The sequence below is a fragment of the Mesobacillus persicus genome (assembly GCF_900109925.1).
Taxonomy (GTDB): Bacteria; Bacillota; Bacilli; order Bacillales; family Cytobacillaceae; genus Mesobacillus_B; species Mesobacillus_B persicus.
On sequence record NZ_FOBW01000006.1, the window covers coordinates 63,933 to 90,354 of the forward strand.

The 26,422-nt window shown below is 39.6% G+C and carries 23 protein-coding genes and 1 other RNA gene; 4 read left to right on the top strand and 20 right to left on the bottom strand.

The features are described from left to right. Positions 1-56: 56 nt before the first annotated feature. The 8 genes from BMX30_RS09900 to BMX30_RS09935 all read right to left on the bottom strand — a co-directional run bounded on the left by BMX30_RS09900 (position 57) and on the right by BMX30_RS09935 (position 9,270). A complete protein-coding gene (locus BMX30_RS09900) occupies positions 57-2,039 on the bottom strand; it encodes an ATP-dependent DNA helicase (RefSeq protein ID WP_170843841.1) in 1,983 nt (660 codons plus the stop codon). A gap of 61 nt (positions 2,040-2,100) precedes the next feature. After that, entirely contained in the window at positions 2,101-3,237 is a 1,137-nt protein-coding gene (locus BMX30_RS09905; RefSeq protein WP_090744457.1) for a THUMP domain-containing class I SAM-dependent RNA methyltransferase, read from the bottom strand. A 152-nt stretch (positions 3,238-3,389) separates the two neighbouring features. Beyond that, an RNA gene (gene rnpB, locus BMX30_RS09910) (RNase P RNA component class B) lies at positions 3,390-3,776 on the bottom strand. Positions 3,777-3,862: 86 nt separating this feature from the next. Then, the gene (gene gpsB / locus BMX30_RS09915; protein ID WP_090744460.1) at positions 3,863-4,168 is read right to left on the bottom strand and encodes a cell division regulator GpsB; all 306 of its coding nucleotides are present in this window, start codon (positions 4,166-4,168) and stop codon (positions 3,863-3,865) included. A 78-nt stretch (positions 4,169-4,246) separates the two neighbouring features. After that, positions 4,247-4,807, bottom strand: coding sequence for an SLOG family protein (locus BMX30_RS09920; RefSeq protein WP_090744463.1), 561 nt, complete (start codon positions 4,805-4,807; stop codon positions 4,247-4,249). A 118-nt stretch (positions 4,808-4,925) separates the two neighbouring features. Beyond that, positions 4,926-5,261, bottom strand: a complete 336-nt coding sequence (locus tag BMX30_RS09925; protein WP_090744466.1) for a CotD family spore coat protein — start codon at positions 5,259-5,261, stop codon at positions 4,926-4,928. Positions 5,262-5,676: 415 nt separating this feature from the next. Beyond that, positions 5,677-6,951: a ribonuclease H-like domain-containing protein gene (locus BMX30_RS09930; protein WP_090744469.1), complete on the bottom strand. Its 1,275-nt coding sequence runs from the start codon at positions 6,949-6,951 to the stop codon at positions 5,677-5,679. 42 nt (positions 6,952-6,993) lie between these two features. Then, positions 6,994-9,270 carry a DEAD/DEAH box helicase gene (locus BMX30_RS09935; protein ID WP_090744472.1) on the bottom strand — a complete coding sequence of 759 codons (2,277 nt, stop codon included), beginning with the start codon at positions 9,268-9,270 and terminating at the stop codon, positions 6,994-6,996. 199 nt (positions 9,271-9,469) lie between these two features. Here BMX30_RS09935 and BMX30_RS09940 point away from each other — a divergent pair, with 199 nt between their 5' ends. Next, the gene (locus BMX30_RS09940; RefSeq protein ID WP_090744474.1) at positions 9,470-10,162 is read left to right on the top strand and encodes a Crp/Fnr family transcriptional regulator; all 693 of its coding nucleotides are present in this window, start codon (positions 9,470-9,472) and stop codon (positions 10,160-10,162) included. A gap of 517 nt (positions 10,163-10,679) precedes the next feature. Here BMX30_RS09940 and BMX30_RS09945 read toward each other — a convergent pair. Continuing rightward, on the bottom strand, positions 10,680-11,255 hold the full coding sequence (locus BMX30_RS09945; RefSeq protein WP_244532552.1) for a YppG family protein: 576 nt from the start codon (positions 11,253-11,255) through the stop codon (positions 10,680-10,682). A 191-nt stretch (positions 11,256-11,446) separates the two neighbouring features. Here BMX30_RS09945 and BMX30_RS09950 point away from each other — a divergent pair, with 191 nt between their 5' ends. Further along, positions 11,447-11,641, top strand: coding sequence for a YppF family protein (locus tag BMX30_RS09950; protein WP_090744477.1), 195 nt, complete (start codon positions 11,447-11,449; stop codon positions 11,639-11,641). 53 nt (positions 11,642-11,694) lie between these two features. Here BMX30_RS09950 and BMX30_RS09955 read toward each other — a convergent pair whose 3' ends face one another. The 3 genes from BMX30_RS09955 to BMX30_RS09965 all read right to left on the bottom strand — a co-directional run bounded on the left by BMX30_RS09955 (position 11,695) and on the right by BMX30_RS09965 (position 13,747). Continuing rightward, complete coding sequence (locus tag BMX30_RS09955; protein ID WP_090744480.1) at positions 11,695-12,072, bottom strand: YppE family protein; 378 nt, start codon at positions 12,070-12,072, stop codon at positions 11,695-11,697. Positions 12,073-12,143: 71 nt separating this feature from the next. Beyond that, entirely contained in the window at positions 12,144-12,410 is a 267-nt protein-coding gene (locus BMX30_RS09960) for a hypothetical protein (protein WP_090744482.1), read from the bottom strand. 335 nt (positions 12,411-12,745) lie between these two features. Further along, the gene (locus BMX30_RS09965) at positions 12,746-13,747 is read right to left on the bottom strand and encodes a DUF2515 domain-containing protein (protein WP_342028067.1); all 1,002 of its coding nucleotides are present in this window, start codon (positions 13,745-13,747) and stop codon (positions 12,746-12,748) included. A gap of 108 nt (positions 13,748-13,855) precedes the next feature. Between BMX30_RS09965 and recU the strand changes: the two genes are divergently transcribed. Beyond that, positions 13,856-14,470, top strand: a complete 615-nt coding sequence (gene recU / locus BMX30_RS09970; protein WP_090744487.1) for a Holliday junction resolvase RecU — start codon at positions 13,856-13,858, stop codon at positions 14,468-14,470. A 40-nt stretch (positions 14,471-14,510) separates the two neighbouring features. Further along, complete coding sequence (locus tag BMX30_RS09975) at positions 14,511-17,081, top strand: transglycosylase domain-containing protein (protein ID WP_090744490.1); 2,571 nt, start codon at positions 14,511-14,513, stop codon at positions 17,079-17,081. 22 nt (positions 17,082-17,103) lie between these two features. Here BMX30_RS09975 and BMX30_RS09980 read toward each other — a convergent pair whose 3' ends face one another. The 8 genes from BMX30_RS09980 to panD all read right to left on the bottom strand — a co-directional run bounded on the left by BMX30_RS09980 (position 17,104) and on the right by panD (position 26,414). Continuing rightward, positions 17,104-17,625, bottom strand: coding sequence for a YpoC family protein (locus BMX30_RS09980; protein WP_090744493.1), 522 nt, complete (start codon positions 17,623-17,625; stop codon positions 17,104-17,106). Positions 17,626-17,627: 2 nt separating this feature from the next. Then, complete coding sequence (gene nth, locus BMX30_RS09985) at positions 17,628-18,284, bottom strand: endonuclease III (RefSeq protein ID WP_090744495.1); 657 nt, start codon at positions 18,282-18,284, stop codon at positions 17,628-17,630. Positions 18,285-18,354: 70 nt separating this feature from the next. Beyond that, positions 18,355-19,062: a DnaD domain-containing protein gene (locus BMX30_RS09990; RefSeq protein WP_090744498.1), complete on the bottom strand. Its 708-nt coding sequence runs from the start codon at positions 19,060-19,062 to the stop codon at positions 18,355-18,357. A gap of 138 nt (positions 19,063-19,200) precedes the next feature. After that, positions 19,201-20,496, bottom strand: coding sequence for an asparagine--tRNA ligase (gene asnS, locus BMX30_RS09995; RefSeq protein WP_090744500.1), 1,296 nt, complete (start codon positions 20,494-20,496; stop codon positions 19,201-19,203). 483 nt (positions 20,497-20,979) lie between these two features. Beyond that, on the bottom strand, positions 20,980-22,164 hold the full coding sequence (locus BMX30_RS10000) for a pyridoxal phosphate-dependent aminotransferase (RefSeq protein WP_090744951.1): 1,185 nt from the start codon (positions 22,162-22,164) through the stop codon (positions 20,980-20,982). A 32-nt stretch (positions 22,165-22,196) separates the two neighbouring features. Next, positions 22,197-22,682, bottom strand: coding sequence for a cell wall elongation regulator TseB-like domain-containing protein (locus tag BMX30_RS10005; protein WP_090744503.1), 486 nt, complete (start codon positions 22,680-22,682; stop codon positions 22,197-22,199). Positions 22,683-23,048: 366 nt separating this feature from the next. After that, complete coding sequence (gene dinG / locus BMX30_RS10010) at positions 23,049-25,865, bottom strand: ATP-dependent DNA helicase DinG (RefSeq protein WP_342028068.1); 2,817 nt, start codon at positions 25,863-25,865, stop codon at positions 23,049-23,051. Between the two features lie 165 nt (positions 25,866-26,030). Continuing rightward, a complete protein-coding gene (panD, locus tag BMX30_RS10015) occupies positions 26,031-26,414 on the bottom strand; it encodes an aspartate 1-decarboxylase (RefSeq protein WP_090744509.1) in 384 nt (127 codons plus the stop codon). Between the last annotated feature and the right edge of the window lie 8 nt (positions 26,415-26,422).

Below are 26,422 nucleotides of genomic sequence, written 5' to 3' on the forward strand. Positions count from 1 at the left end.
ACATACAAAACAGCCCTACCTAGTGACAGGTAGGGCTGTTACTTTATTTATAAAAATTAAGATAAATCTGATTGGCTAATCGCCTTTTTGGGTTTAACCGGCAAGACAGATAAGATTCTTTCCAAAACAGAGGATTCTAGATTCTTGTCTAGCAAAAGATGGACAACTCCTCTATCTGCATGACTTCGAATCAATCTACCAATCCCTTGTCTAAGCCTTAAGATCATATAAGGCATATCCACTTCATTGAATGGGTCTTTCGCCTCTTCCCTTTTTGCCGCGAAAACTGGGTCATTTGGAGGGAATGGCAAATCGAATAGAATGACATTTTCTAGTGCTTTCCCAGGAACATCTAGCCCCTCCCAAAGATTCGTAGAACAAAGAACCGTTTGCTCCTCATTTTGCAGACGTGAGACAAGTGTGGAAATCTCAGCATCCCCTTCAAAAAGGACCGGGAAGTCCGTTTGATTATGTTCCATAAACTTCTTAAATGTAAACAAATCGGTTTTGTCCGTAAATAGAATAAGAGCTCTACCTTTAGTTAATTTAATTTGGTCCAATGTGTATTGAGCCTTTGACTGAAAATCCCCATCCTCAAATTCTGACAAGTAGATTTCCATCACTTCTTCGTATTCGAATGGAGAATTAACTGTAAAGGAAGCATAGTCATCAATTCCAAGACTCTTTGCGAGATAATCAAATGAGTCATTATCTGATAAAGTGGCCGATGAGAAGATGAACGGCTTGTCTTGAGAAAACACTTCTTTGCGGAGAATTTCCTCAACCATTTTTGGCATAATCACTAGCGTTTTCTCGCCATTATGATCTTCAAGCCAGTTGATTCCCACCGAACGCCTAGCAAACAAAGTAAGGGAGAAACTAATTTGATCTAGATATTCTTCGACAATTTTTAAATTATAATCATTGATGATGAACATTTCACTTTCAAATACCAATTCTTCTTGAAGCGACTCTATAATCCACAACAGATTCTCAGCTAAACCAGTAATGGAAGGGGTTTTCTTCACAGTCATTTTCTCAGAGGCCTTACTTTCCATACTAAACTTTGTTAACTCATCAAAGAATTGTTCATTAACGGAAATAGCTTCTTCCATAAGGCCCAAGGTTTTGTCCCTGACATCATTGTCCATGATCCTTGTTAGAAGTGTTTCAATTGTCCGCTCAGTATATCGGTAGGTTAAAGCCTTCTGACTGGCAAACTCTAATAAATGCCCTTCATCAAACACGACACAGCTTCCTTCAGGTAAGAAGGGAAGCTCCCCCTCTCGTTTCCGAGATTCTTTCGTCCAGATATGTTCCATGTAAAAATCATGAGAACATACAATGATATCCGCTGCATTACGATAATGCTCCCGTTGTAGTGTTAACCCACAACGGTGGCGACGGCTACAAGCTAGGCAATCCTGAAGCGGATCCCAGCCAATATCTGACCACTGTTCATCTGTCAGATCAGGATAATCCGTACGCTCTCCGTAGCGATGGAATTTCTGCAACGTTGAACTTTCATGAACAAATTTTGGAAGGCTCTCATGAACAGAGTTATATTCCTCGACATCATCGTTGACAACGGCATCAAGTTTATTTAAACATAAATATTGATCCCGGGATTTGGCTAATCGTACATCAATATTTAGGTTGAGCGCTTTTTCAAGTTTAGCGATGTCCCCTTCTTTTTTGACTAGCTGCTCAATTAAACGTTCATCGGCACAAGCGATAATAGCTGGTTGTTTCTTATATCTTGCATAGCAAATCGCATATAAAAGGTAAACAATCGTCTTTCCTGTTCCGACTCCTGCTTCAGCAAAAATGGCCTTTTTATCTTTAAAGGCCTTTTCAAGTTGAAACGCCATAAAAATTTGTTCATCACGTAAGTCAAAACCAGCTTCAGGTAAAATGTCATAAAAGACATCTCCTATCCACTCATTCAATTTTTCATAAAAAGAATCGGTCTTCGAAATAGTAAATGGCAGGCTGCCAGGCAAATAAATCCCTCCAGACAATAGTTTAGAGCGCCGCATACCGGCGCTCCCAGTTATCACACAAGCATAATTTTATTAATTATATAGGAGTTTTGACTCTCTATATTTCCCTAGGGGGTCTTTTCCCCCAGTACTGATAATAATCTGTACGAATAAAGCCATTGAACAGCTTCCGTTTCTTTGTAGCAGGCTTGCCATAAAGTTTTTCAAAGTTTTCATTTGAAGTCATTATATAAACGGACCAAGTATCAAGTGGGATTAAAGCCTTTCCCATTTCTTTATACATCTGTTCGACTGCGCTCTTTTCTCCAAGTCGTTCACCATACGGAGGATTGCTGACGATTACTCCATAGTCTCGTTTCGTGGTAAAATCCTGTACACGCATTTGTTTAAACGTAACTAAATCACCTAATCCTGCTTCAAATGCGTTTTCTTCCGCAATTTTCACCATTCGGTGGTCAATATCAGAACCAATGATTTCTAGTGGCTGATCATATTTTGCTAAGTCCTCTGCTTCGGTTCTAACCTGGTCCCAAACCGAGTCTGAAATCCAATCCCATCCTTCGGAAACGAACTCACGATTAAACCCTGGGGCAATATTTTGACCAATTAATGCAGCCTCAATGGCAATCGTACCTGACCCACAAAATGGATCAGCAAAAGGACGGTCTGCTGTCCAGTTTGTAAGCATGACAAGTGAAGCAGCCAAAGTTTCTTTTAATGGTGCTTCCCCTTGGTTGACTCTATAACCTCTTTTATGAAGTCCGCTTCCACTCGTATCGATGGTTAAAGTGGCAACATCCTTTACAAGAGAAACTTCAATTTTGAATAAAGGACCATTCTCTTCAAACCAGCTTGTCTTTTTATAGTGCGTCCTCAACCTTTCAACAATTGCTTTCTTAACAATAGCCTGGCAATCAGACACGCTAAACAGCTTTGACTTTTGAGACTTCCCGCTTACTGGAAACTCAGCATTTTCTGGTAAAAATTGTTCCCAAGGAATCGCCTTTGTTTTTTCAAACAATTCATCAAAAGTATAGGCTTTAAATTCTCCAGCTTTAATTTTCACACGATCCGCGGTACGCAACCACATATTACTTCTTGCAATTGCTAGCTCGTCCCCCTTGAATGTGATCCGGCTGTTTTCAACCTCACATTCATAACCTAGCTCCCGCACTTCCTTTGCAACGAGAGCTTCAAGTCCCATTGCCGATGTAGCGATCAATTCATATTTCATCTATTTCACCCTTATAATAAAAGTCAAATTCCTTCCATCATCATAACAGTTTTGCTTATTAGATACCAACTTAGGTCCATTATGTAAAAAACAAAAGCTCCCCCTGAATAAAGGAGAGCTTAAAACACTCATACAAAAATCGGTTAATAACGTTCTGTAAGCCATGTTTTGTTCCATAGTGCTACAAGCGACAACGTCTCGCACACCGGTGGTAATCATCTATCTACAGATGTAAGAACACCTGTCCTTCTCTTCGTTCATTTCCTCCAAGAAAGTGCCCCTACCATAGTTTGGGTTTCTCACTCGCGGGGTTTACCTCGTTCCACCCTTCCCATTTCTGAGAAGGCTACGTCACTGTGGCACTTTTATAGGTATTCATGCCTTATCGGTTAAACGACTTAGGCATTTTCCCTGCCGTCAGCCGCTATGAATAGCGACTGCCCTGGCTTATGAATTGACCAGGCACGAACACTACGAGCATCTCAGCCCGTGCGAGCATGGACTTTCCTCTGCAGTAGCTGCAGCGATTACCCGAACGCTATTAACGATTACAAAACCTATTATATGTAATTATTGTTGAGATAGCAATGGTAACAAACTTGAAATTATGGAATTTAGTGGTCAATCAATCGTATAACTTATTGCCGAAAACATGCTTTTCAAGGTTAGATAGTCTCTTCAAAATATCAAAATTTGTTGTACCAGCCGGTGCTGGTTGGGCACTTGGACGTCTTGAAACATCCTCTAACTGTTTCCTAAGCCTCATATTTTCTTGTTTTAGCTCTTCAATTTCCTGATAAAAGATTTCATAATCTTTTATCACTGTATCAAGATACTTATCGACTTCCTCAGGTTTGTAGCCTCTCATGGCTGTTTTAAATTCTTTTTCCAATATTTCTTTTGCGGTAAGTTTTATTTTATCAGACATCATTTTTAATCACCTCATCATACCCCAATCATCCAATTATATTCTTTCAAAAACATTGTAATTTGTCAATTTTCAATTCACCTAAAAATCTTGCTGATTGAATTGCTCTTCTTCAATAATTAGTTGCAAATCGTTAAAACTTATCAAACGAATCTCATACGTTTCCTTAGCTTCCCGCTTTTTAGCAGCTTCTAAGAGAAATCGGGGACTACCTTCTTTTTCGTCATCATAAAGCAAAATAAGCACATCGCTTTTATGAATAATAAATTGGTTGGCTGTTTTTAACTGCCAAGGCTTTTCGTAGGGCCTTTTCGAAATTGAGTCCACATGATCAGCCTGAGCAAGAACCGACCCATACCATTCTTGGTTCGTTTCACTCCATTTATCTTCCTGATTCAAGAAGGGTGTAAGTACAGATAACTTTAGGTCTGGAAGAAATTGCTGTAGCTCAAATACAACCTCCGCAGCCCACAGTTCCACACCTGGCTGCCCGCTAATCAGCACCCATTCAAGTCCTTCTTCAACTAAAGGAGTCAATTCTTTCAAGATCGCTTTTTTAATGTATTCAATTGCTGGATGGCTCTGTTTATATATCCCAAGCTCATAGGCCTTATAGCCAGAAACGACTGCAACCTTCGCCATTATGTACTCCTTTTTAACCGAAAATATATCCTCTCATGAAAACCCACTCAGTTTTTCCGCGATGCTTCATTGTATTGAAAAAACAAGGGCTTAGTTAGTAGCCCTTGTTTTTTTTATCTTATCTTCCAAAGAAAGGACCTGGTCCAAATCCAGGAGCTGCCCCAGGTGCTGGGCCAAAACCTGGGCCTGCACCGAATCCTGGTCCCGCTCCAAAGCCTGGTCCTGGCGTTCCCATTGGTGGTCTAGGACCTCCATAATAATGCTGGTGAGTCACTTCATTCACATTCGACTGAGTGTGTGTGTTGTAGTGAATATGGTCAAAATTCTCATGGTGAACATTTGTTGTGTGTGATGGATGAATATGAGGGACCACGTTATTAGCAAAAGTATGATTTACACAGCATTTTGTTGGATGAACAACTGCTGGCAACACCTTATTTGGTCTACAATGCATAAAAATTCTCCTCTCTCAATTTTTTTAGTTATTACACTAATACCCTATGAGAGAAGGGAGTATCTTGTACTAATGCAAACACCTAATTTTAGATACATGCACCAGAAAAAAAATTTCCAGTCCTATAAAAACGCATAAAAATTGTCTTTTAAATTGGTGAAAATGATAGCTGTCAAACAAACAACGACAAAAAACATCACTAAAACTGCTTTATACATTATAACATCCTCGCATTGTTAATATTATTGCCATACAAAAATACATTTTAACGCCGAATACGGGGATATACAATATAAAATCCACTTTTTTTTCACTAAATGTATTAAGTTTTTGTGACATGTTGTTAGGAAAAGTCGAAAAAAGGAAAATAGGCTTCTACAATGCGAATTTTGCGCTTCCCTGGGAAATGGACCTGTTACTTTTTTCTTTCCATTTTTGATACAAGTCTGTTCACTCGTTGATGTAACTCTTTCATCCATCTGTCCCGTTTATTTTCACTATCTAACGGTTCAAGCTCAGCGATTGCTTTTTGACTATAGTGTAACGCTGCCTGCCAGTTTTTGCTCTTATGCTCATGAAATTTAGCCAGTTCAATACAAGCTTCTATCCTTACTTTTAGGCTCCCTGCCTCTGATGTTTCTTCCCATAAGCAGATAGCTTCTGTGAAATTTTGTCCACGCTTATGCTCAAAAGCCAACGCATGCTTGGCATTGATTGCATCTACTTCGTTTCCTTTCGCTATAGAAGCATACGTCTCCTCAGCCTTTTCACCATTCCCTAAATAGGAAAACCACCTACCCACCTCAAACGCTTCCCTTACACTTCTGTTTTTATCCTCTCCTAGTAGTTGGTAGGACAAGTGGGTATAAAGAGAAATCAATGAAAGAATATCCAGTTCATTATGCTTGATCACTCCGAGAAGGCCTTCAGGATTTTTCCGTTCGAGAAAGTCGAAGTAAATCATCGGGGCGAGAAAACCCGGAATATCATCCTTTCGCTCAAAGCCAAGAATGTCTTTCTCCACAAATGAAAGTTTCATTCTCTCAATTTTATGTTTCCACATTCTCCTGGAAGCGTGATAAAGGTCAAAATGTCCAAAGGAAGGAAGCTTGGGAACATGGTTTCGAACGAGTGTATGCCTTGTCTTGACTTGCGGCCAATCAAATGCTTTGCCATTATAAGTAACGAGCGTCGAATAATCAATCGTTTCTAGAAAGCTTTGGTATAGTGCCACCTCCGCCCCAGGATGTGGCAAAATATGCTGCTTCAGAGTCACCGAATCAACTCCTAGTCTTGCATGCCCTAGTAGGAAGATTGTATTCCCTGCTCCTCCACCTAGACCCGTTGTCTCAGTGTCAAAAAAGAACATATCCCCCGGGGAATGTCCGGCAGTAGATAACGGGTGATGGACCCCCTTTTCGTTCCATAACTTCACAGCCTTTGCTGCATCTTCAAAACGATAATTCCCGTGCTTGTACGTTAACGGGTAAACCACTTCTCTTACTAGACAGTAGTCGTTGTCAAAGAAATAAGGCCTAACATTTTCTTTCTCCCATACTTCCATAAATGGAATCTCCTGGTTAATGAAATCAGATGAAACTTTGACCTGGGTAGCCTCTTGCTTTTCACCAGAAGGAACACCTATGGATAGATGGGGTTTTAAACGGTTCAACTTATTCTTCAAGGACATCCTATCTTCTCCTCTTCCTTCTATACCTACTCTAGAAACCTTCTATTTAGCTTGTAAAAGAAATAAGTTTATCATATTTATAACATCTGCTTTGGCTGTCTCCGCGGATGTATCGCTCCCTATACAAGAAGGACAACCTGATTGACAACGGCAGTTCTCAACCATCTGAAGCGTCTCTTTTAAAATCACTTCCATCCCTTGATAAACCTTTTCACTTAGACCCACTCCCCCAGGGTATCGGTCATAAAAAAAGATGGTTGATTTTTCATTGTGAGATGCTTTTACCTGAGGTACTACATGAACATCCTGTGGGTCACACATAACAAATAATGGGACGATATGCTTTAATGCTTGGGCCATACCGATCAATCCCTGTTCAAATCTGTCCTTACTAAGGCTTGCAAACTCCTTATCTAGTGAAATCCAGGATGAGCTCGTATGGAGTTCAACTTCAGGAAGGTGAATCGGTCCAGAGCCAATATTCTCGTGGGTGTCAAATTTAATCTTCTTGAAAATCGTCGCCATTGCCCGGACGCTAACATCTCCATAGCCAATTTCTACTTGTTCACGATTGCGTAGCCGGTCCTCTTCAAGAACGTTCAGCTGAACGGCTAGGTTTGCATCAGTGAAGTAATCCACCGCTACTTCCCTAACAAACGCTTTTTTCTCTTCCCAATCGAGTTTCTCAACCTGGTATTGTACCCCTTGGTGAAGATAGATTGCTTCATCATGTAAAAGCGTAAGCGCAGAGAAGGTGTCCATCTCACCAATTACCCGCACCTTTGCCACATCCGATTGGTCGATGATAACCACGTTTTCCTGTGATGCCGATCTTAGAGAAATATTATGGGCTGGGAATGCATCATTCATCCAATACCATTTATCCTTATTATGGTGTAGTACCCGTTCTTCTGTTAAATATTCAAGGATTTCCTCTACTTCTATGTTTCCAAACCGATCCCCTTTAGTAAACGGCAATTCATAGGCAGCGCATTTAAGATGATCAATTAGAATAATAAGATTATCGGGATTAATTCTAGCAGTTTCTGGGCTACGGTTAAAAAAATAATCTGGGTTCTGAATAATATATTGATCTAACGGGCTAGAACTAGCTACCATTATTACAACAGATTCCCCTCGCCTTCTACCGGCCCGCCCTGCCTGCTGCCAAGCACTTGCGATTGTACCCGGATACCCATTCATAATACAAACTTGGAGTTGGCCAATATCCACTCCTAATTCAAGCGCATTAGTACTTACAACTCCGTAAATGTCCCCATTTCGTAACCCTTTTTCAATTTCACGCCGTTCCGTTGGTAAATAGCCTCCTCGATAGCCTCTAATGGCTTTGGGCCCAAGCTTGTGTTTTACTAGCTCTTGTAGGTAGGTTAGTAAGATTTCAACACGCACCCTACTTCGAGCAAACACAATGGTTTGAATTTTGTTTTTAAGAAATTCACCCGCAATCCAACGTGTTTCGAGTGTAGCGCTTCTCCGGATATTTAGGGGTTTATTGATGATTGGTGGATTATAAAAGAGAAAATGTTTCCTACCAGTAGGGGCCCCGTTATTATCAACCAATACCATCTTCTTTTCTGTTAGGTGTTCAGCAAGTTCAAGTGGGTTCGCAATCGTTGCCGATGTACAGATAAAAACGGGATCACTTCCATAATACTGGCAGAGCCTCCTCAGCCTCCGGATGACATTTGCCACATGGCTCCCAAATACACCGCGGTAAATATGCAGTTCATCGATCACTACGTACTTTAGATTTTCAAAGAGCGATACCCATTTCGTATGGTGCGGCAAAATGGCAGAGTGAAGCATATCCGGGTTTGTGATGACAATATGTCCTGCCTTTCGAACCTTTTGGCGAATATTTGCCGGAGTGTCTCCATCATATGTAAAGCTATTGATGTTCAATCCCGCTTCTTGAATAAACTCATTGATTTCACTTTTTTGATCCTGAGCTAGAGCTTTAGTCGGAAATAAATAAAGTGCTCTTGAAGTTTCGTCCTCCACAATCCCTTGAAGTACCGGCAAATTATAGCAAAGAGTCTTCCCAGATGCAGTAGGAGTAACTGCAACAAAACTTCGACCCTTACTAGCAGTTTCATATGCGGTCCTTTGGTGGGTATATAGTTGACTGATTCCCCGTTTTTCCATTGACTGTTTCAATAACGGATGAATCTCTTCCGGCATATCAAAGTTTTTTGCTGGTTTTTCATCGATTGTTTGCCAATGTATGATATTTTCTTTAATTGAATCATCTAGTTTTAACTCTTGTATAATATCTTGCAAATCTCTACGTAACTTCATATGCCTCACCTCAATACTCTTATTTTAACGAATAAACGTTCGTTCAAAAAGAGTAAATATCATTTTTTCATAGCTAGATTTTCCCATTTTGATTCTCTTCCTAGAAATGCCTTTACAAGTTCCCCTTAAAAAGAAACACATCCTACTCTTTTTTTGCTACAATAGGCTTATTGATTGTTGGCAAAATGAGGTGAACTATTTGAACAGAGCAGAGTTAAAAACATTTCTTTCCCATTATTCTCTTTTTCGTGATTTAGATGATCTAGAAATAGAAAAAATTGCAGATATTGCAATTACACGAGAATGGAATAAAAATAGCCATGTCTTCATGCAGGGAGAACCGATTGAAAATGTCTATTTTATTCACCAAGGAAAAATTAAGATCTATAAAAGTGATGTTAATGGCAGAGAGCAAATCGTAAATATTTTGAAGAATGGTGAAATGTTCCCACACGTTGGATTTTTTCGAAAAGGTGGTTATCCAGCATTCGCCGAGGTACTCGAACCCTCTATCTTAGCGGTTGTCCCTATTTCTCACTTTGAAAGGGTTTTAGTGGAAAACCCAGAGCTGAGTATAAAAGTTTTTAAAGTTCTAGGAGAAAAGATTGTCGACCTTCAGGAGCGGCTTGAAGCACAAGTCCTTAATAATACGTACGAACAAATTATTAAACTCCTGATACGCCTTGCCAATCTTTACGGAGAAAAACAAGAGGATGAAACCGTTTTATTAAAAGCTGAGTTTACCAATAAAGATTTAGCAAATATGATTGGTACCACTCGCGAAACCGTTAGTCGGACTCTTACCAAAATGAAAAAGGATGAACTCATTGAAACAGACGAGCATGGCAATATGATCATTGATATGGATGTTTTATTGGATGAGTTGTTATAAAGAAAGCCCGCTGTGATTACCTTAATGGGTGTTGTCCTGAAGTACAAATACGGAGGCTTTTCGTATAGTAGTTCGCACTAAAATTAAAAAGCAATTTGGGAAGTAAATCAGAAAAGATAAATGCTTGGAGACCATGAGCTCCAAGCATTTTTTATTCCAGACAAGGACCGGTTAGCAAATAAGATACTAAAATAAGGGGAGAAATTCCTCTTATTGAGGAAATAGCACGAAGAATAGAGTAAATAGAGGGAAAGATTCCCCCTATTTACTCAAAAAACATGAAATGAACCATTTTGGTTCTCCTTAACGGGAAAAACTCCCCTTATATCCCCCGAACCGAGCCCTATTCTGCAGGCTAAAGGGAAATACTCCCCTTATTCAAACAATCAGATGTAACTCATTTAACCTCCGATGAAATCAGGTGGTTCAGATCAGAATAACAGGACTTTTAAATGTACCAGTGAGATTAACATCAGATGTTTTAGTGCTGTCAAAGGTATGTTCATAAATGTAACTTCTATGTCTTAAAGATTCCTCCTAACCCTTTTACCATCGATGAAACCTGTGTCACAGCACTCATCATTTGACCTGCAGTATCAACCATCTTATTTAAATCCAGATTTCCATCCTGGCTTTTAAAAGAGTTCATAACCGCTTGAAAGCCACCCGGCTGTTTCGGAAGAAATGCCTGTTGTGGATAGGGATTCATATTCTGATAGGGCATTTCCTGCTGCTGCTGATAGTAGCCTCCGTACGGATTCTCAGTTTGCGGCTGAAGGGGGTTTTCAAACAATAGTTGGGAAACATTTTGCTGTTGCCCATAACTGTTCGACCCTCCATGTCCTTGCCAACCGCCACCCATTTGGGTTGGATTATAGGGCTGCTGAAAGTTCATATAAGGACCTGAGGGATTCATCTGCTGCATTTGACCCCAATAGTGTTGGTTATAAGATGGTGGGTAAGCTAGATTCTGCTGTGGCATATTTCGATTATTAAAGTTACTTCCGTTGGGACCGTACACAGGAAGATTATAGTAACTTGAATACGCTGGATATGGGGATTGCCTTGCCAAATTTTTTCTTCGACCAAACATAGCTGAACATCCTCCTTACTTGCTTCGCTACAATAGATTATGTACTTTCAGCCCAGAAGGTGAAATGGATGGAAGAGTTTTCTCGTTTTGTCTAATCGTGAAGAATATTGTCTGAAATTTCATTTTTGAAAAAATAATAACGAGATGGAAATTCATGTTAAAATTAGGTAAAAGCTGAAGGGGGAAAAATCATGAATGTGCAGAAGTTAAAAGGGATGTTTACTGAAGTTAAGCAATATACACCCGAGAATGCAAACGAGTTGCTGGATTTTGCCAAAAGGGCGTATGTACAGAATGAAATTTCCTTCCATGATTACCGGGTTTTGGTAAGAGAACTTGAACTGCAGGGAGCCGTTACCCCTGAAGATCTCAAGCAATATTCCTAAAACACTCCTTTTGAGTACCCTTAACCTGGGTGCTTTATTTTTGGTTTCAAATGTTAACGGCTGCTTTCGATGTCCTTTATCGCCTTCGCAAGTCCATTGAGCACAAACTCAATTGATTGAACATGGTCTAAAAACCTTTTCCGACTTGTTTCTGGGAAAAAGGCAGATATAGACACCATCTCAAGGTTTTCCGCGGTGGATTCGATTTGACGGGCGTGTATATGTCGTTGCGGATAGTTCTTAAGCCATAATAATGCCTCTGTACGCCATTCATCTGTTTTTTGTTTTACTTCGTTAGCAAAAGGTTTTACTTCTTGATAGAAATCCCCTTTTATCCCTGAAGCCTTTGCTTCTTCAAAACGATTTACAATAAACTTTCTATATTCTAATAATTTTTCTGTCCTTTTAAATAACTCTTCGTTCGGAACCATTTTTTGCCCCCCTAAAAAAATAAAAGCAGCCTTTATGATAAAAGCTACTTTCTTACACTATTGTATTTTTTTTAATACCCGAGTTCAAGTTTAACAACTCTTTTTCCGGGATAACTCTTTCGGTTACCTCGAGTTCCTTGTTCCATATCTATCAAATCACCCTCTAATTTTTCAAGCTTTTGGTCGCAGCGACTGAGCCGTTCATCCTGGGAATCATACCAAACTTTGCTAACCTCTTCAGTTGAGGAGTGCAATTCCACTTCTAGCTCATCAAGCTGATTATTCAATTCCGTTAGCATCATAATAATCTTTTCCTTTTCAATTCCTGTCGTGTTCATTTGCAAACCTCCTTGGATTCTTTAGGTACTTAATTCGGCCTTCCATTTGTTATGTCCTTTAGGGTTGACAAAACTAGAAGGGATTCGTCAAAGAAAGTGCAATTTCTTTAAACTGTACAAGATTCGACAGTCCCTTCGAATGAAAAAATTTCAACTTGAACAAACTATGAACCGGAGGTGTTATAATGAAAAATCAAGAAAAAGAAAACAAACAAGAGCAAAAGCATCTAGAAGAAAAAAAGGCAGGCTATGGTGATAAAAAGCTTGAAGGCCCAGATAGACCATCAACTTAATAACCACATGAAAAACAAGAAGCAAGGGACTTCCCTTGCTTTTTACATTTTAGTTTTATTCGCTATCAATTCGGTTATAGAAACAAAGGTATGAAATTGTCTTTGTTTATCTAAGAACCAGTTGGTTAAATGGATCGGGTGTCGATGAGTGATTGCTGGATTCATCCAGTTTTTATGAAATCTTCTTTCTCTGAACCAATCGGGTTGTCTTCGGTAATGGTGATTCATGACCGGAAATGTCCATCTTAAGAAAGGTGTATCCCTTTTTTTTCCAGCAAAGAGATACTGTTCATAATCGTACCTCGAGCCCGTGTGTTCTGTCGTTAGGGCAAAATCTAGAAAGAGCGGATAAAGCTCTGGATCAAATAAGATGGACGCTATTCTTTTTCCAAGATTAATTCGCTTATTCACCGATTTAAAACCATTCACACTAGCTCCGTAAAGCTCTCCTCTTCTAGTTGGCAGTAGGACAGCACTAAAATGAAAGAAGTCCTGAAAAAGAAACCTAAAGCTATTAAATACTTTTCTTTGAAAAACAGGATGTTCGATGACCGTGCTGTGAATCACATTTTGTTCATTTACGATTAAAGCATCCATGAGCCGCTTCTTGTCCCTTTCCTTCCAATAGGATTCCCATTCCCCCTTCATAAAAGTAGATATATTTAAATGGACTAATAAATGAAACAAAGGCATGCCCATTTTCGTCGAATAATGGTAAAGGAGTAACTGGGGGAAGGCATCTCGAAATATTGTCCAATTTGCACGTTCATATGTTTGGAAAAGGGTCCTCCTTACGGGAGGTTCGAGAATGAGGGGGAACCAATCACCTTCTAAATCGCACATATTATAGCCGCCATTACGAGATACCATACTGGCTAAAAAAGCCCAGATGATATCAGGGTGTTTTAGGTAAAAGTCAAAATAGGCGGAGGTTCTGGAAACATTATCAACATTGAATCGCTCAGTCTCTAACCGAATCTTAAAAATAAGATTCTCCTCAAGTTGAGATAAGTTCGGTTGGGTTCCTTTATCCTTATGTATCACGATCTCCCCCCTTTATCTTATTAGGTTAAGATGAAATGAGGCTTTTTATTCAGCCATAAACGAAGAAGATTTGGTATGATAGGTAGTAGTTTGTGAGGTGTGTCATTAATGAACTTTCATTACCCTAACGGAAAACCGTATATTCCAAAGGCCAAATCGGAAGGATTCAAAAAGGATAAAGTCAAAAACAGTACCTATAGCAACCGTGGAATGACGCTCGAAGAAGACTTAAATGAAACCAATTCGTATTATTTAGAACGTCAAATTGCTATAATACACAAAAAGCCAACCCCTGTTCAAATTGTTCAGGTTGATTACCCGAAGAGAAGTGCTGCAGTCATTAAAGAAGCGTATTTCAAACAAGCATCAACAACGGATTACAATGGAGTTTATAAAGGGAAATACCTTGACTTCGAGGCTAAAGAAACAAAGTTCACTAGTTCCTTTCCACTTAAAAATTTCCACCCACATCAAATCCAACATATGAGTGGGGTATTAAGACAAGATGGGATTTGTTTCGTCATCTTACGATTTTCTACATTGGAGGAAGTCTACCTACTTCAAGCGCATCATCTTCTTGAGTTTTGGAAAAGGATGGAGGAAGGTGGTCGTAAGTCGGTTACAAAGGGCGAAATCGAAAAGTTAGGACATCGCATCCCTTTAGGACTTCAGCCAAGGATTGACTATATTAAAGTAATCAATTATCTTTATAACCTTAGTTAAATTTATTTAATGTTCTTTTTTTAGAAAGGATGGAATCCCTATGGCAGATAAACCTCAAACTCGCGAGGAACGCCGTAAACAAATTGCCGCTAAGAGCCAAAAGCCTAAAAGAAAAAAAACGTCTAAAGGCTTAGTAAAAAAAATATTTCTTGGATTAGTCATCCTAGGAATCGTTGGCCTTCTTATTGGCGCCGGAACATTTGCTTTCATGGTACAAGATGCACCAAAACTAGATGAAACAATGCTGAAAGACCCAATATCATCAGAAATATATGATAAGGATAATGAATTAATTACGGTGCTAGGTTCCGAAAATCGTGATTATATAGAATATGAGGATATACCAGAAATAGTTGAAAATGCAGTTATTGCAACAGAGGATGTGCGATTTTACCAGCACAATGGTCTTGATCCAATCCGTCTTGTAGGGGCCGTCATCGCTAACTTTACTGAAGGATTTGGCGCTGAAGGTGCTAGTACCATCACCCAACAGGTCGTTAAAAACTATTTCCTCACATTTGATAAAACGATTGATCGTAAAGCCGAAGAGGCTTGGCTATCATTCCAGCTTGAACAAAAGTATACAAAAGAAGATATTTTTGAAATGTATTTTAACAAAATTTTTATGTCGGAGAATAGTCATGGAATTGGGACTGCAGCAAAGATTTACTTTGGAAAGGAATTGCATGAGATAGAATTGCATGAAGCAGCCTTACTAGCAGGAATTCCGCAAAGCCCGAATAATTATAATCCTTTTACCAACCCTGACAGAGCGGAACAACGTCGTAATATTGTCTTGACGCTCATGCACCAACATGGGTTTATTTCTGAGAGCGAAATGAAGGAAGCGATAGCAACACCTGTTACGGATTCTCTAGTACCAGAGGAAGAACGTGCAAAGCGAAAAGAAAAACCTTTTGACGCCTTTATTGACAGAGTCATCGACGAAGTAGAAAAACAAGGAGACTTTGATATCTTCTCCGATGGTCTTAAAATTTATACGACATTAGACCAAGATGCTCAAACTTATGTAGAGTCTGCATTAAATACAAACGATGTCGTTGACTACCCAAATGATGTACAAGCCGGAATTGTTCTTCTTGATACCCAAACGGGTGAAATTCGTGCCATTGGTGGTGGCCGTAACCGAACAGGAGAGAGAGGTTGGAATTATGCGACCGACCTTGAACGTCAGACGGGTTCAACCATCAAGCCAGTACTGGATTATGGCCCGGCCATTGAACATTTAAATTGGGGCACCTACCATATGCTTGAGGATAAACCCTACAAATATTCTAACGGCGAATCAATTTCAAACTGGAACGATAAATATGAAGGTCCTATGACCATGCGGACGGCCTTAGCGAAGTCTAGGAATATTCCTGCACTTCAAGCCCTTCAAGAAGTAGGGCTCGAAAAATCTAGAGACTTCGCTGAGAATCTGGGTCTGGGAGAATCTCTACCTGAACAACTCACCGAATCTGCAGCATTAGGGTCCTATGAGCTATCGCCACTAGAAATGGTTGGGGCTTATGCAGCATTTGGAAATAACGGTTATTATACTGAACCACATGCAATTAAAAAAATTGTTCTTCGAGATAATACTGAAATTGACATGTCTCCTGAAACAGAAGTAGCGATGAAGGATTATACCGCTTTCATGATTACAGATATGTTGAAAACTGCCGTTCGCAATGGTACTGGAACTGCGGCAAATATAGCAAACCTTTCAGTTGCTGGAAAGACAGGTACAACTAATTATACTCAAGACGAAATCAACAAATGGAAAATCCCAAATGGCGGAGTTCCAGATTCTTGGTTTGTCGGCTATACCAGCAGATATACAGCAGCTGTCTGGACCGGATACGAATTTAGGGATAACGCTCTTCTTGCTGACGGCTATCAACAAAAAATACCGCAGCATTTGTTCAAAAATATCGTTTCTAAGGTTTCAGAAAATATCGATACACCAGACTTCACTAAGCCCGATAGTGTCGTTCAGGTTGCGGTTGAAAGAGGAACCATCCCTGCCAAACTTGCAAGTGAATATACTCCTAAAGATCAAATCCTTTACGAGTATGCTGTAAAGGGAAATATACCAAACGAAATTTCCAAGAAATTTGAAAAACTTGCAACACCGAGAGAACTCGTGGCAACATTCGATGAATTAACTAATGAAATTGTTGTATCATGGGGCTCAAATGAAGAGGATGGAGTTACCTTTGAAGTAAGTGCATCGATTGACGGGGGACAAGATCAGCTCCTAAAATCAACACAGGACACCTCACTGAAAATAGCTAATCCTGACCTTGGTAGAAGTTACACGTTTAAAGTAACCGCCGTTCGTGGTGAGCAGAGAAGTGAAGCAGCAAGTACAACCATAACGATTCCTAAACCGGAAGAAGCTGAACCTCCAGTAGAAGAAGAAAACGGAAACGACGAAGAGAATGATGGCGGTGGCGAAGGGAATGGGAACGGTAACGAGAATGGCAATGGCAACGGTAACGGAAGTGGCAATGGCAATGGCAATGGCAATGGCAATGATAACGGAACTGGAAACGGTAACGACGACCAAGTAGAAACAGAAGATAAAGATGAAGATGATTCTTAAGCATAAAAAAAACGTCCAGGAACTATTCTTGGACGTTTTTTGAATTCATTTTTAATAACCGCTCTTTTATAAAATGTTTTTCCTGCTCTATCAATAATTCTGAAAGCTGAATATAGGAATGATAAAGCTGAGGTTTTGCGATGATAAATTCAAGCCTTTCTATAACATTAACAGGTTTTATTTTTAACTCTTCAATATGCATCAATGGAAATCGAACGGGGCCTTTATTAGTCCAAAACAAGATTTCAACAAATAAAGCGATTGATTGCTTCATTGGTTCAATTGCCGCTCCAGTCTTTCTAGTAGCAAACAGCTCTTCAAGTTGCCCTTTAATCTTTTTCCATTCCTTAAGTAATAACGGGATTCCCTCTTCTGGCGTTTCCCAAGGCCTTAGACCTTCCATTCCGGCGTAGTAACCTAATTCGTATTGGAAGGGATGGTTAGGGTTAAACGTTGTAACTAAATTGTCCTCCCACTCAATTAAACACTCGGGAAAGAAAAAAGAATTTTGTAATTCGATTGGAACCTCGAAGTATTTTCCCATTATTATGCCCGCTCTTTCGTTTTCATCCGTTTTTTTCCTTCCCTACATAAATCTAACAAAGGACAAACTTCGCACTGAGGATTTTGTGCTTTACAATGATATCGACCAAAGAAAATCATTCGATGATGCGTGACCGACCACTCTTCATCTGGTACTTTTCTCATTAAGGTTTTTTCAACTTCAAGGACAGAGTCTTTCCACCGGCAAAACCCTAGGCGTTTACTAACACGCTCTACATGTGTATCTACAGCAATTGCCGGTACACCAAAAGCTACTGAAACTACTACATTGGCTGTCTTTCTTCCAACACCAGGCAACTTGGTCAACTCATCCCGATCATTAGGGACTTGTCCATCGTAATCTTCAATAATCATTTTAGAAAGCTTTTGAATATTTTTCGCTTTATTACGAAATAGTCCAATCGATCGAATATCGTTCTGTAGCTCTTCTAGTGTGACATTGAGATAGTCTTCTGGCTTCGTATATTTCTGAAAGAGATTTTTCGTTACTTTATTAACTAATGCATCTGTACATTGAGCTGACAATGCAACCGCAACAACTAGTTCAAATGGATTAGAATGATTCAATTCGCAATGCGCTTCAGGAAACATTCTTCCCATTTCATCGAGACAATATCTAATTTGAGTTTTATTTAGCATATACCTTCACCTATTTTTTTTATATGAATAAAAAACGAGAGATTCTTCTCTCGTTTCACTGCTACTATGTTTATTGTTCTAACCAATTATAAAATGGTACCGGCCTTGTTTGTGGTTTTACTTCTTTCTGGACACTTTTTTGTTGTCCCTGATGCTGCCTGAATTTTCTACCATAGCTTTTTGCCTGTTCAATCGTCTTTATGCCATTTTTCTTCCATTCAAACAAAATCCGATCTATATAGCGGAAATTTAACTTACCTGAAATGACTGATTCTCTCAGTGCAGCCTTTATGATAATAGGATCATGATGATCATCATCCATCCACATTGCAAGTGTTTCACATTCAAATGGCGATAATGGTCGACCAAATTCCTTTTCAAAACAAGTATATAAATCGGATTCTTCAACTTGCCTTGCGTTGACCTTTTCTTGCTTCCTATTCTGCATAAATCGGTCAATAAGCTTATCCCAAAGCGGATCTAAAGAATACTTTTCAAAACGAATACCATCTGTAGAATCGCCATCAATAATTTCAATAAACCCTTTTTGAATCAAAGATCTAAGAATTTCCGTACAATCAAATGCTGACATTGCCATACGGCCGGAGAGCTCAGTTGGAGTCGGAAAATCATTCCCTTTTTCCGAAAAGTGAAGAACCTGGAGAAGCAGGACAAGTTCTTGTTCTGATAAGTGCATATTTTTATATTCAGTTAATAAAGCTGCTGGAATTGATATTGTTCCCTCACGCAGCCATTCGACGAAATCAGCTTTTTGCATACCGAACACCTCATTTCTAAGTATAACATGAACATCTGTGACAAGTAACTGGATACAAAAAGATTAACGTTGGAAATAAAGTGAAAAAGAAAACGCCCTTGGCTAGCTAAAGCTAGAAAGGACGTTTTTCTCTTACCTTTAAGGGTACAGTCTATTAAGTAGCCGTGGGAACGGAATGGTTTCTCTGACATGTTCCACCCCACTAATCCAAGCAACAGTACGCTCAAGACCCAGGCCAAACCCGGAATGAGGCACGGAGCCGTACTGACGTAATTCCAAGTACCATTTATAGGTTTCCATTGGCAAATCATGCTGCTCATAACGCTGTTTCAGAAGGTCATAATCATGAATTCGTTCTGAACCACCAATGATTTCCCCGTACCCCTCAGGTGCAATCAAATCGGCACACAATACAACCTCAGGACGATCCGGTGCTGGTTGCATATAAAACGCTTTTAACTCCGTTGGATAATGCGTTATAAATACAGGCTTATCATAGTTCTCTGCAATAGCTGTTTCATGAGGAGCACCGAAATCATCTCCCCATTGAACATCTGTAAACCCTTTTTCATGCAATAGCTTCAAGGCGTCATCATATGTGATTCTAGGGAATGGAGCTTGGATTTTTTCAAGTTTAGATACATCCCTACCAAGAACTTTGAGTTCTACCTGACAATTTTTCAGGACAGATTGAACAATATAAGCAACATACTCTTCTTGCACCTTCAAACTATCTTCATGATCATAAAATGCCATTTCAGGTTCAATCATCCAAAACTCAATCAAGTGACGACGTGTTTTAGATTTCTCAGCCCTAAAGGTTGGTCCGAATGAAAATACCTTACCAAGAGCCATTGCAGCTGCCTCTAAATGAAGCTGACCGCTCTGTGAGAGGTAAGCGTCCTCTTCAAAGTATTTTGTATGGAACAGTTCACTTCCACCCTCAGGAGAACTTCCTGTTAAAATTGGTGGATCTACTTTTGTAAATCCCTCTTCATTGAAGAATTGGTAAGTAGAACGGATGATTTCATTTCTTACTTTCATGACAGCATGTTGACGCTTTGAACGAAGCCAGAGATGGCGGTGGTCCATTAAAAATTCAGTTCCATGTTCTTTAGGTGTAATGGGATAATCTACAGCTTGATGAATCAGCTCTACACCTGTGACTAACAATTCATAGCCTAATGGGGAGCGTTCGTCTTTTTGTACTTTCCCAGTTACATATAGAGAAGATTCTTGAGTAATTGATTTCGCTTCCTGAAAAACTTCTTCGCCCACATCACTCTTGGCGACAACTCCTTGGATGAAGCCTGTCCCGTCACGAAGTTGCAAAAAGGCAATTTTCCCGCTCGAACGCTTATTTGCTAACCAAGCGCCGATTTTAACCTCTTGGTCTACATATTTATGTACTTCTGAAATCGTTGTTTTATTCAATGTATGTTTCCCTCCAAAACTAAGTAAAACTAAATGATGCTATGTACGTGTACTATTATAACTTTCGATAAAAATAAGAGCAACTCCGAAAAGCGGAAGCGCCTTGTTCAGGCCCGACAGGCATAAGACGAACCCTATATGAAGGCGGTTTTTGCCTTCCTATAGGGGGCGGCTTATGACCCGAGGGCCTAGGCGCTGGAGCTAGACAACCGAAAAGCGGAAGCGCCTTGCACAGGCCCGACAGGCATAAGACGAACCCTATTAGAAGGCGGGCTTTGCCTTCCTATAGGGGGCGGCTTATGACCCGAGGGCCTAGGCGCTGCAGCTAGACAACCGAAAAGCGGAAGCGCCTTGTTCAAGCCCGACAGGCATAAGACGAACCCTTGGGGGTTATTTCCTTCCCAAGGAGCATCCAATGACACTATAAGCACCTGTTACCATAAAAAGGCGGAGGCCCGAACCGATGGCCACCCGCGCTAAAATTTATCTTTGATTAGATTTAACAAAATTCATAATGCGCTCAACAGCATTTTCAAGTAATTCTAAAGAAGTTGCATACGATAATCTGATATTGTCTGGGGAACCGAAACCTGAACCTGGGACAACTGCTACCTGTTCTTCAGTTAGTAGTCTTTCAACAAATTGATCTACATCTTTGCAGCCAGTTATCTTAGCAGCTTCCTTAACATTAGGGAATAAATAGAAAGCGCCTTGAGGTTTGATGCAAGTAACACCAGGAATTTCAATTAACTTAGCATGGATAATATCCAAACGGCTTTCAAAAGCTCTTCGCATAACTTCAACCGGCTCCTGACTACCAGAATACGCAGCAATTGTTGCATACTGAGCATTTGACGTCGGATTAGAAGTACTGTGGCTGGCCAAATCGGTCATTGCCTTAATGATCTCACTGTCTCCTGCTGCATAACCTATTCTCCAGCCTGTCATGGAATGCGATTTTGATACCCCGTTAATTAAAATTGTTTGTGCTTTTAACTCAGGGGATATTTCTGCAATGGATATATGTTTGTTTTCCCCATACATTAATTTTTCATAAATTTCATCTGAAACAATAAGAACTCCCCGTGCAATACAAATTTCCCCTAATGCTTTTAATTCATCCTTAGAATAGACCATGCCTGTAGGGTTGCTTGGTGAATTAATAATGACAGCTTTTGTTTTATCCGAAATAGATTCCTCAAGCTGCTCAGGGGTAATTTTAAAGTCATTGGTTTCTGAACCTTCAATATAAACCGGAGTTCCACCAGCCAGCTTAACTTGCTCCGGATAACTCACCCAGTATGGAATCGGGATAATGACTTCGTCCCCTTCATCAAGAAGCACTTGAAACAATGTATATAAAGCATGTTTTGCCCCACTTGTTACAATGATTTCCTTTTGTTCGTAATCCAGGCCCTGATCCTTTTTTAGCTTAGCAGCAACCTCTTTTTTTAATGCTGGTAACCCACCTGCAGGTGTATATTTTGTGTGTCCTGCTTCCATGGATTGGATGGCAGCATCGATAATATGCTGAGGAGTATTAAAGTCAGGCTCACCTGCACCTAATCCAATTACGTCGTACCCTTCCGCTTTCATCTCCTTAGCTTTTGCTGTAATCGCTAAAGTTGTTGAAGGTGTTAATGTTTTCACTCTTTTCGCAAGTTCAATTTTCATCCTAGTACCTCCCATGTTTTCTATATCTAAAAATTATCAATTGCTCGCAACTTTTCGCCTGTTTCAAAATCAACGTAATAATAATTTAAAAGGCCATTTTCAGTCCGATAGTAAATTTCCCAAGCTGGACGTTTCGTCTTCTGTATTTCGGTTATCCCTAACCGGACAGTAATAATTTCCTTAGGAGCTCTATTTGCATAAACAGTGTTGACAGCTTCTTCTTTATTCAGACCACTATCCATCTGTTTTGTAATAATTTCATTCCCATTTTCCGAAACCCATACATAAACTTGCTCGTCATTTTGATTTTCAGCTGTCATAACATAGTAGGTACTTTCACCATTGTATACATTAAAATCACTGAAATTGGACAAATCCAATTTTTCCTTAACCAATTCAATTGATTTGTCTTCAGCAACCCTGAGTGGCTTCGTGGCATTTAAATAAACTGAGACTAGACCTACTCCGAGTGCGAAAAGCACTACAATGCTTATGATTATCCATTTTTTCACTTTACTCACTCACTATGTACAATATTTAGTTAAGACTATCTCTTCTTGAATAAGCCCGGAATATCAAAATCATTATGTTTTAATGGACGATTTAGCACATCGACAATTATAAGAAGGTAAACCTTCTATCTTACTTTCCATCACTATTCCACATTTGACACAACAAAATTTGTTACTAATATAAAACCGACCTCGAGAGAACAATATGAATACAATTCTTTACTTTCATTACACACCAATTATATCAGGTGTTTCCTGTTGTAGATATGTCAGTTTGCAGAAAAATCAACCAAAATTTCTTCTGGTTCACACACATCTCTTTTGACTGCGCAAGCAATTGCGCAGTTTTTTTTGATCCTAGGCTTATCATTCATTTGGCAGCCAATTGTGGATAAATTCAATAATCTCACCTATACCAGCCCTCTTAATTGGTACAGCCGGGATTGAATTTAAAAATGCTTGACCGTATGAGGTTGTAATGATCCTTTTATCAAACACAAAGATAATTCCCTTGTCAGTAGAAGTTCTGATTAATCTTCCAAACCCTTGCTTAAACCGCAAAACGGCCTCTGGCAATATTTGTTCTGTAAATGGGTTTCCTCCGCTTTCTAGGGTTAGTTCTCTCTTAGCTTCCGCTAGTGGCTCACCCGGCGGTGAAAATGGAAGACGAACAATTATTAAACAGGATAAATCTTCACCTGGAATATCTACACCTTCCCAAAAACTGCTGGTCCCAAAAAGAATAGCTTTATCAAAACGCTGAAAATTTCTTATTAGTCGACTTCGGCTACCTGATGTAATCCCCTGTGCTAAAAGCGCGAAATCATCTAGAAGGGCACTTTCTTTTATTAGTTCATAGGTTTTTTTTAGCATTTCATGAGAGGTAAATAAAGTTAACATTCTACCCCTAGTAGCTTCGGCTATTGATATAATGTGTTCAGTTATTGCTGAGATGTATTCTGACTCAGGAACCCTCTTAATATCGGGCAGATCGGTTGGAACAATGAGTTCAACTTGTTCTCGATAATGGAAAGGAGAAGCTATTTGTTTTTCAATAATTGGATATGAGCCAATGCCCAACTCCTTTTTTAGATAATCGAACGAATGGTTTACCGTTAATGATGCAGAGGTAAGGATGACACTTTTTTTCGCTCCGAAAAATTCGTTCTTCAATCGTTCTGAAACATTAGCCGGCCTTCCATACACTGTGGTCATGTTTTGCGTTGCACGTAAATCTGTCTCAATCCATCTTACAACCTGCTCACAAGGTTTAAGGAATAAATCACGAGTTTTTACTCGCACATTGGTCATCTCTTTTATGAGACTGTTTATTTCCTCAAGAAAACTTTTATCCTCGACGGTTAATAAATGTCGATGTTTTTCTACTAATGCCAATCTGTCCTCGATGGCTAAGATTAAGTCCCTAAGCAGGAATGAAAAACGTTCGGCAACGACAAATAAAGATTTCCATTCAGTTCCTTCCTCGGACTTTAAAAGCAAAGCTTGTAACCGGTGCCCAGCCTGGTTAGGTCCTTTTTTCTTTTTCGCAAAGTTCATTACGACTCTAAAAAGCTCATCAGTTTCAAACTGGACATTGCTAACAAGCTCGTTCAACTTGGTTTTGGAGTGAGTTAACACCTTGCCTCCAACTAACTTTTCCACCAACCGTTCTAGTCTGTTAAATAGTTGTCCTTGCTCATAGTGTCCAAACTTGTTAAGCATTAGTCTAACGGACAAATAATCCAGGGTTTGGCCAAAATGTTTTCCAGCTGCTTTTTCAAACTGGTGCGCCTCATCAAGAACAACATAATCATATGGGGGAATAAAAGGTTCTTCCGATACAAAGTCTGTCAATAAAATCGAGTGATTAGTGATTATTAAATCGGCATCTTCAGCCTCTCTTCGAGCCCTTAAATAGAAATCACGTGATTCCCATTGTCTTGATTTCAAAAATTGGATGGGAACATTTTTTATTTTATTCCAATAAATTAAACCACCACTTGAGAGATTTAATTCATCAAAGTCACCAGTACTCGTTTCCATAAGCCAAACAAGGATTTGCATTTTAGTCAGAGTTGTGTCGTAATTATCATCCTCTTCTCGAAGCGAGTGTTCAAACCTGACTAAATTTATGTAATGACTACGCCCCTTTAGCAAAACGGCTTTAATCGGAAAATCACATATCTTCCTCAACTTTGGAAGGTCGTTAACCAGTAACTGTTGCTGAAGCTGCGTCGTAAATGTTGAAATAACCACCTTATTTCGACTATTTTTCGAATAATAGACAGCTGGGATCAAATACGCAAGAGATTTCCCAATCCCTGTCCCCGCTTCTATTAAGGCATGAGAGTGATTCATGAACGCGTCATGAATGGTGTCCATCATCTCTAATTGCCCAGGTCTAGATTCAAAAGAAGACATTGCTTTTTTTAATAATTCTTGCTTCTCTTCATCCTCTTTAGGAAAGGCGCAAACAGAATGCTGGGTTGTGTCAAACTGGTTGATTTCTCTCTTTAGTGCAATTCCTCGGTAAACTTCTACGTCATTCGGGAGATATTCGTTTACCTTTCGTTCCTTTTCCTGAAGAATATCTTCAAGTAGCAGATAGACATCACTTTTTAGACCAGCAGATATCCTTGTGAGATTTTTGATTGTAATATTGGGAAAGGACTCAGTTTTAGATAGTAAAATTAATAACAACTCAGCCGTCACATAAGCATCACTGTCCGCCTGATGAGGGCGATCATGGTGAATCCCTTCCTTAGCTGCCAAATCTGAAAGTTTATAACCATCAGCTGTTGGAAACAAGATTCTAGCGAGTTCAACGGTGTCTATAATGGGCCCATAAAATCCTTCATGACCTGCAATTTGTAACTCTTCTTGCAAAAAACCAAGATCAAAAAAAACATTATGTGCCACAAAAAAGGCATCGTCAAGAAGCTCGACGATATCACTCGCAATTTCCTCAAAGGTTGGTGCATTTGCGACCATTTCATCATTAATCCCTGTTAACTCCTCAATAAATGCTGGAATCGGCTTTCCTGGATTTACGAGTGAGGAATATTGTCCCGTAATCTTATCATCTTCAATGATAACCGCGCCAACTTGAATAATGCGGTCCCCTTTTTTAGGTGAGTTCCCAGTAGTTTCTAAGTCAACGACAACAAATTTATTGCCCATCATGTAACACCTCTATATTCAGTCATTCAACGGTATCATAAAAGCGGAAAATAAAAAAGCCTTTAAACAGCTAGTCAGCGCCTTTTACGAAGATTACAATCTGTTCAGCGTGAGTTACGAATAATTCTAAACTTTCATAAAAAGAAAAGCTCCCGCTAAAGCGGAAGCTTAAAGGACTGTCTTCTCTGGCTCTGCGTAGAGCATCTCTACAATCCGATTATTTTCATCCATTATCGCCACTTTTGGTTGGTGATACCGGACCTTGTCTTCCGCAACGAGCGCATAAGATATGATGATGACCACATCTCCCTCTTGTACAAGACGAGCTGCAGCACCATTTAAACAGACAACTCCACTGCCGCGTTGGCCAGGGATAATATATGTTTCGAATCGAGCACCATTATTATTATTAACAATTTGTACTTTTTCATTTGCAACTAAACCGACAGCATCGAGTATATCTGTGTCGATTGTAATGCTCCCAACATAGTTAAGATTCGCCTCCGTCACACGAGCACGGTGAATTTTCGCGTTCATCATCGTCCGAAACATAAATACTA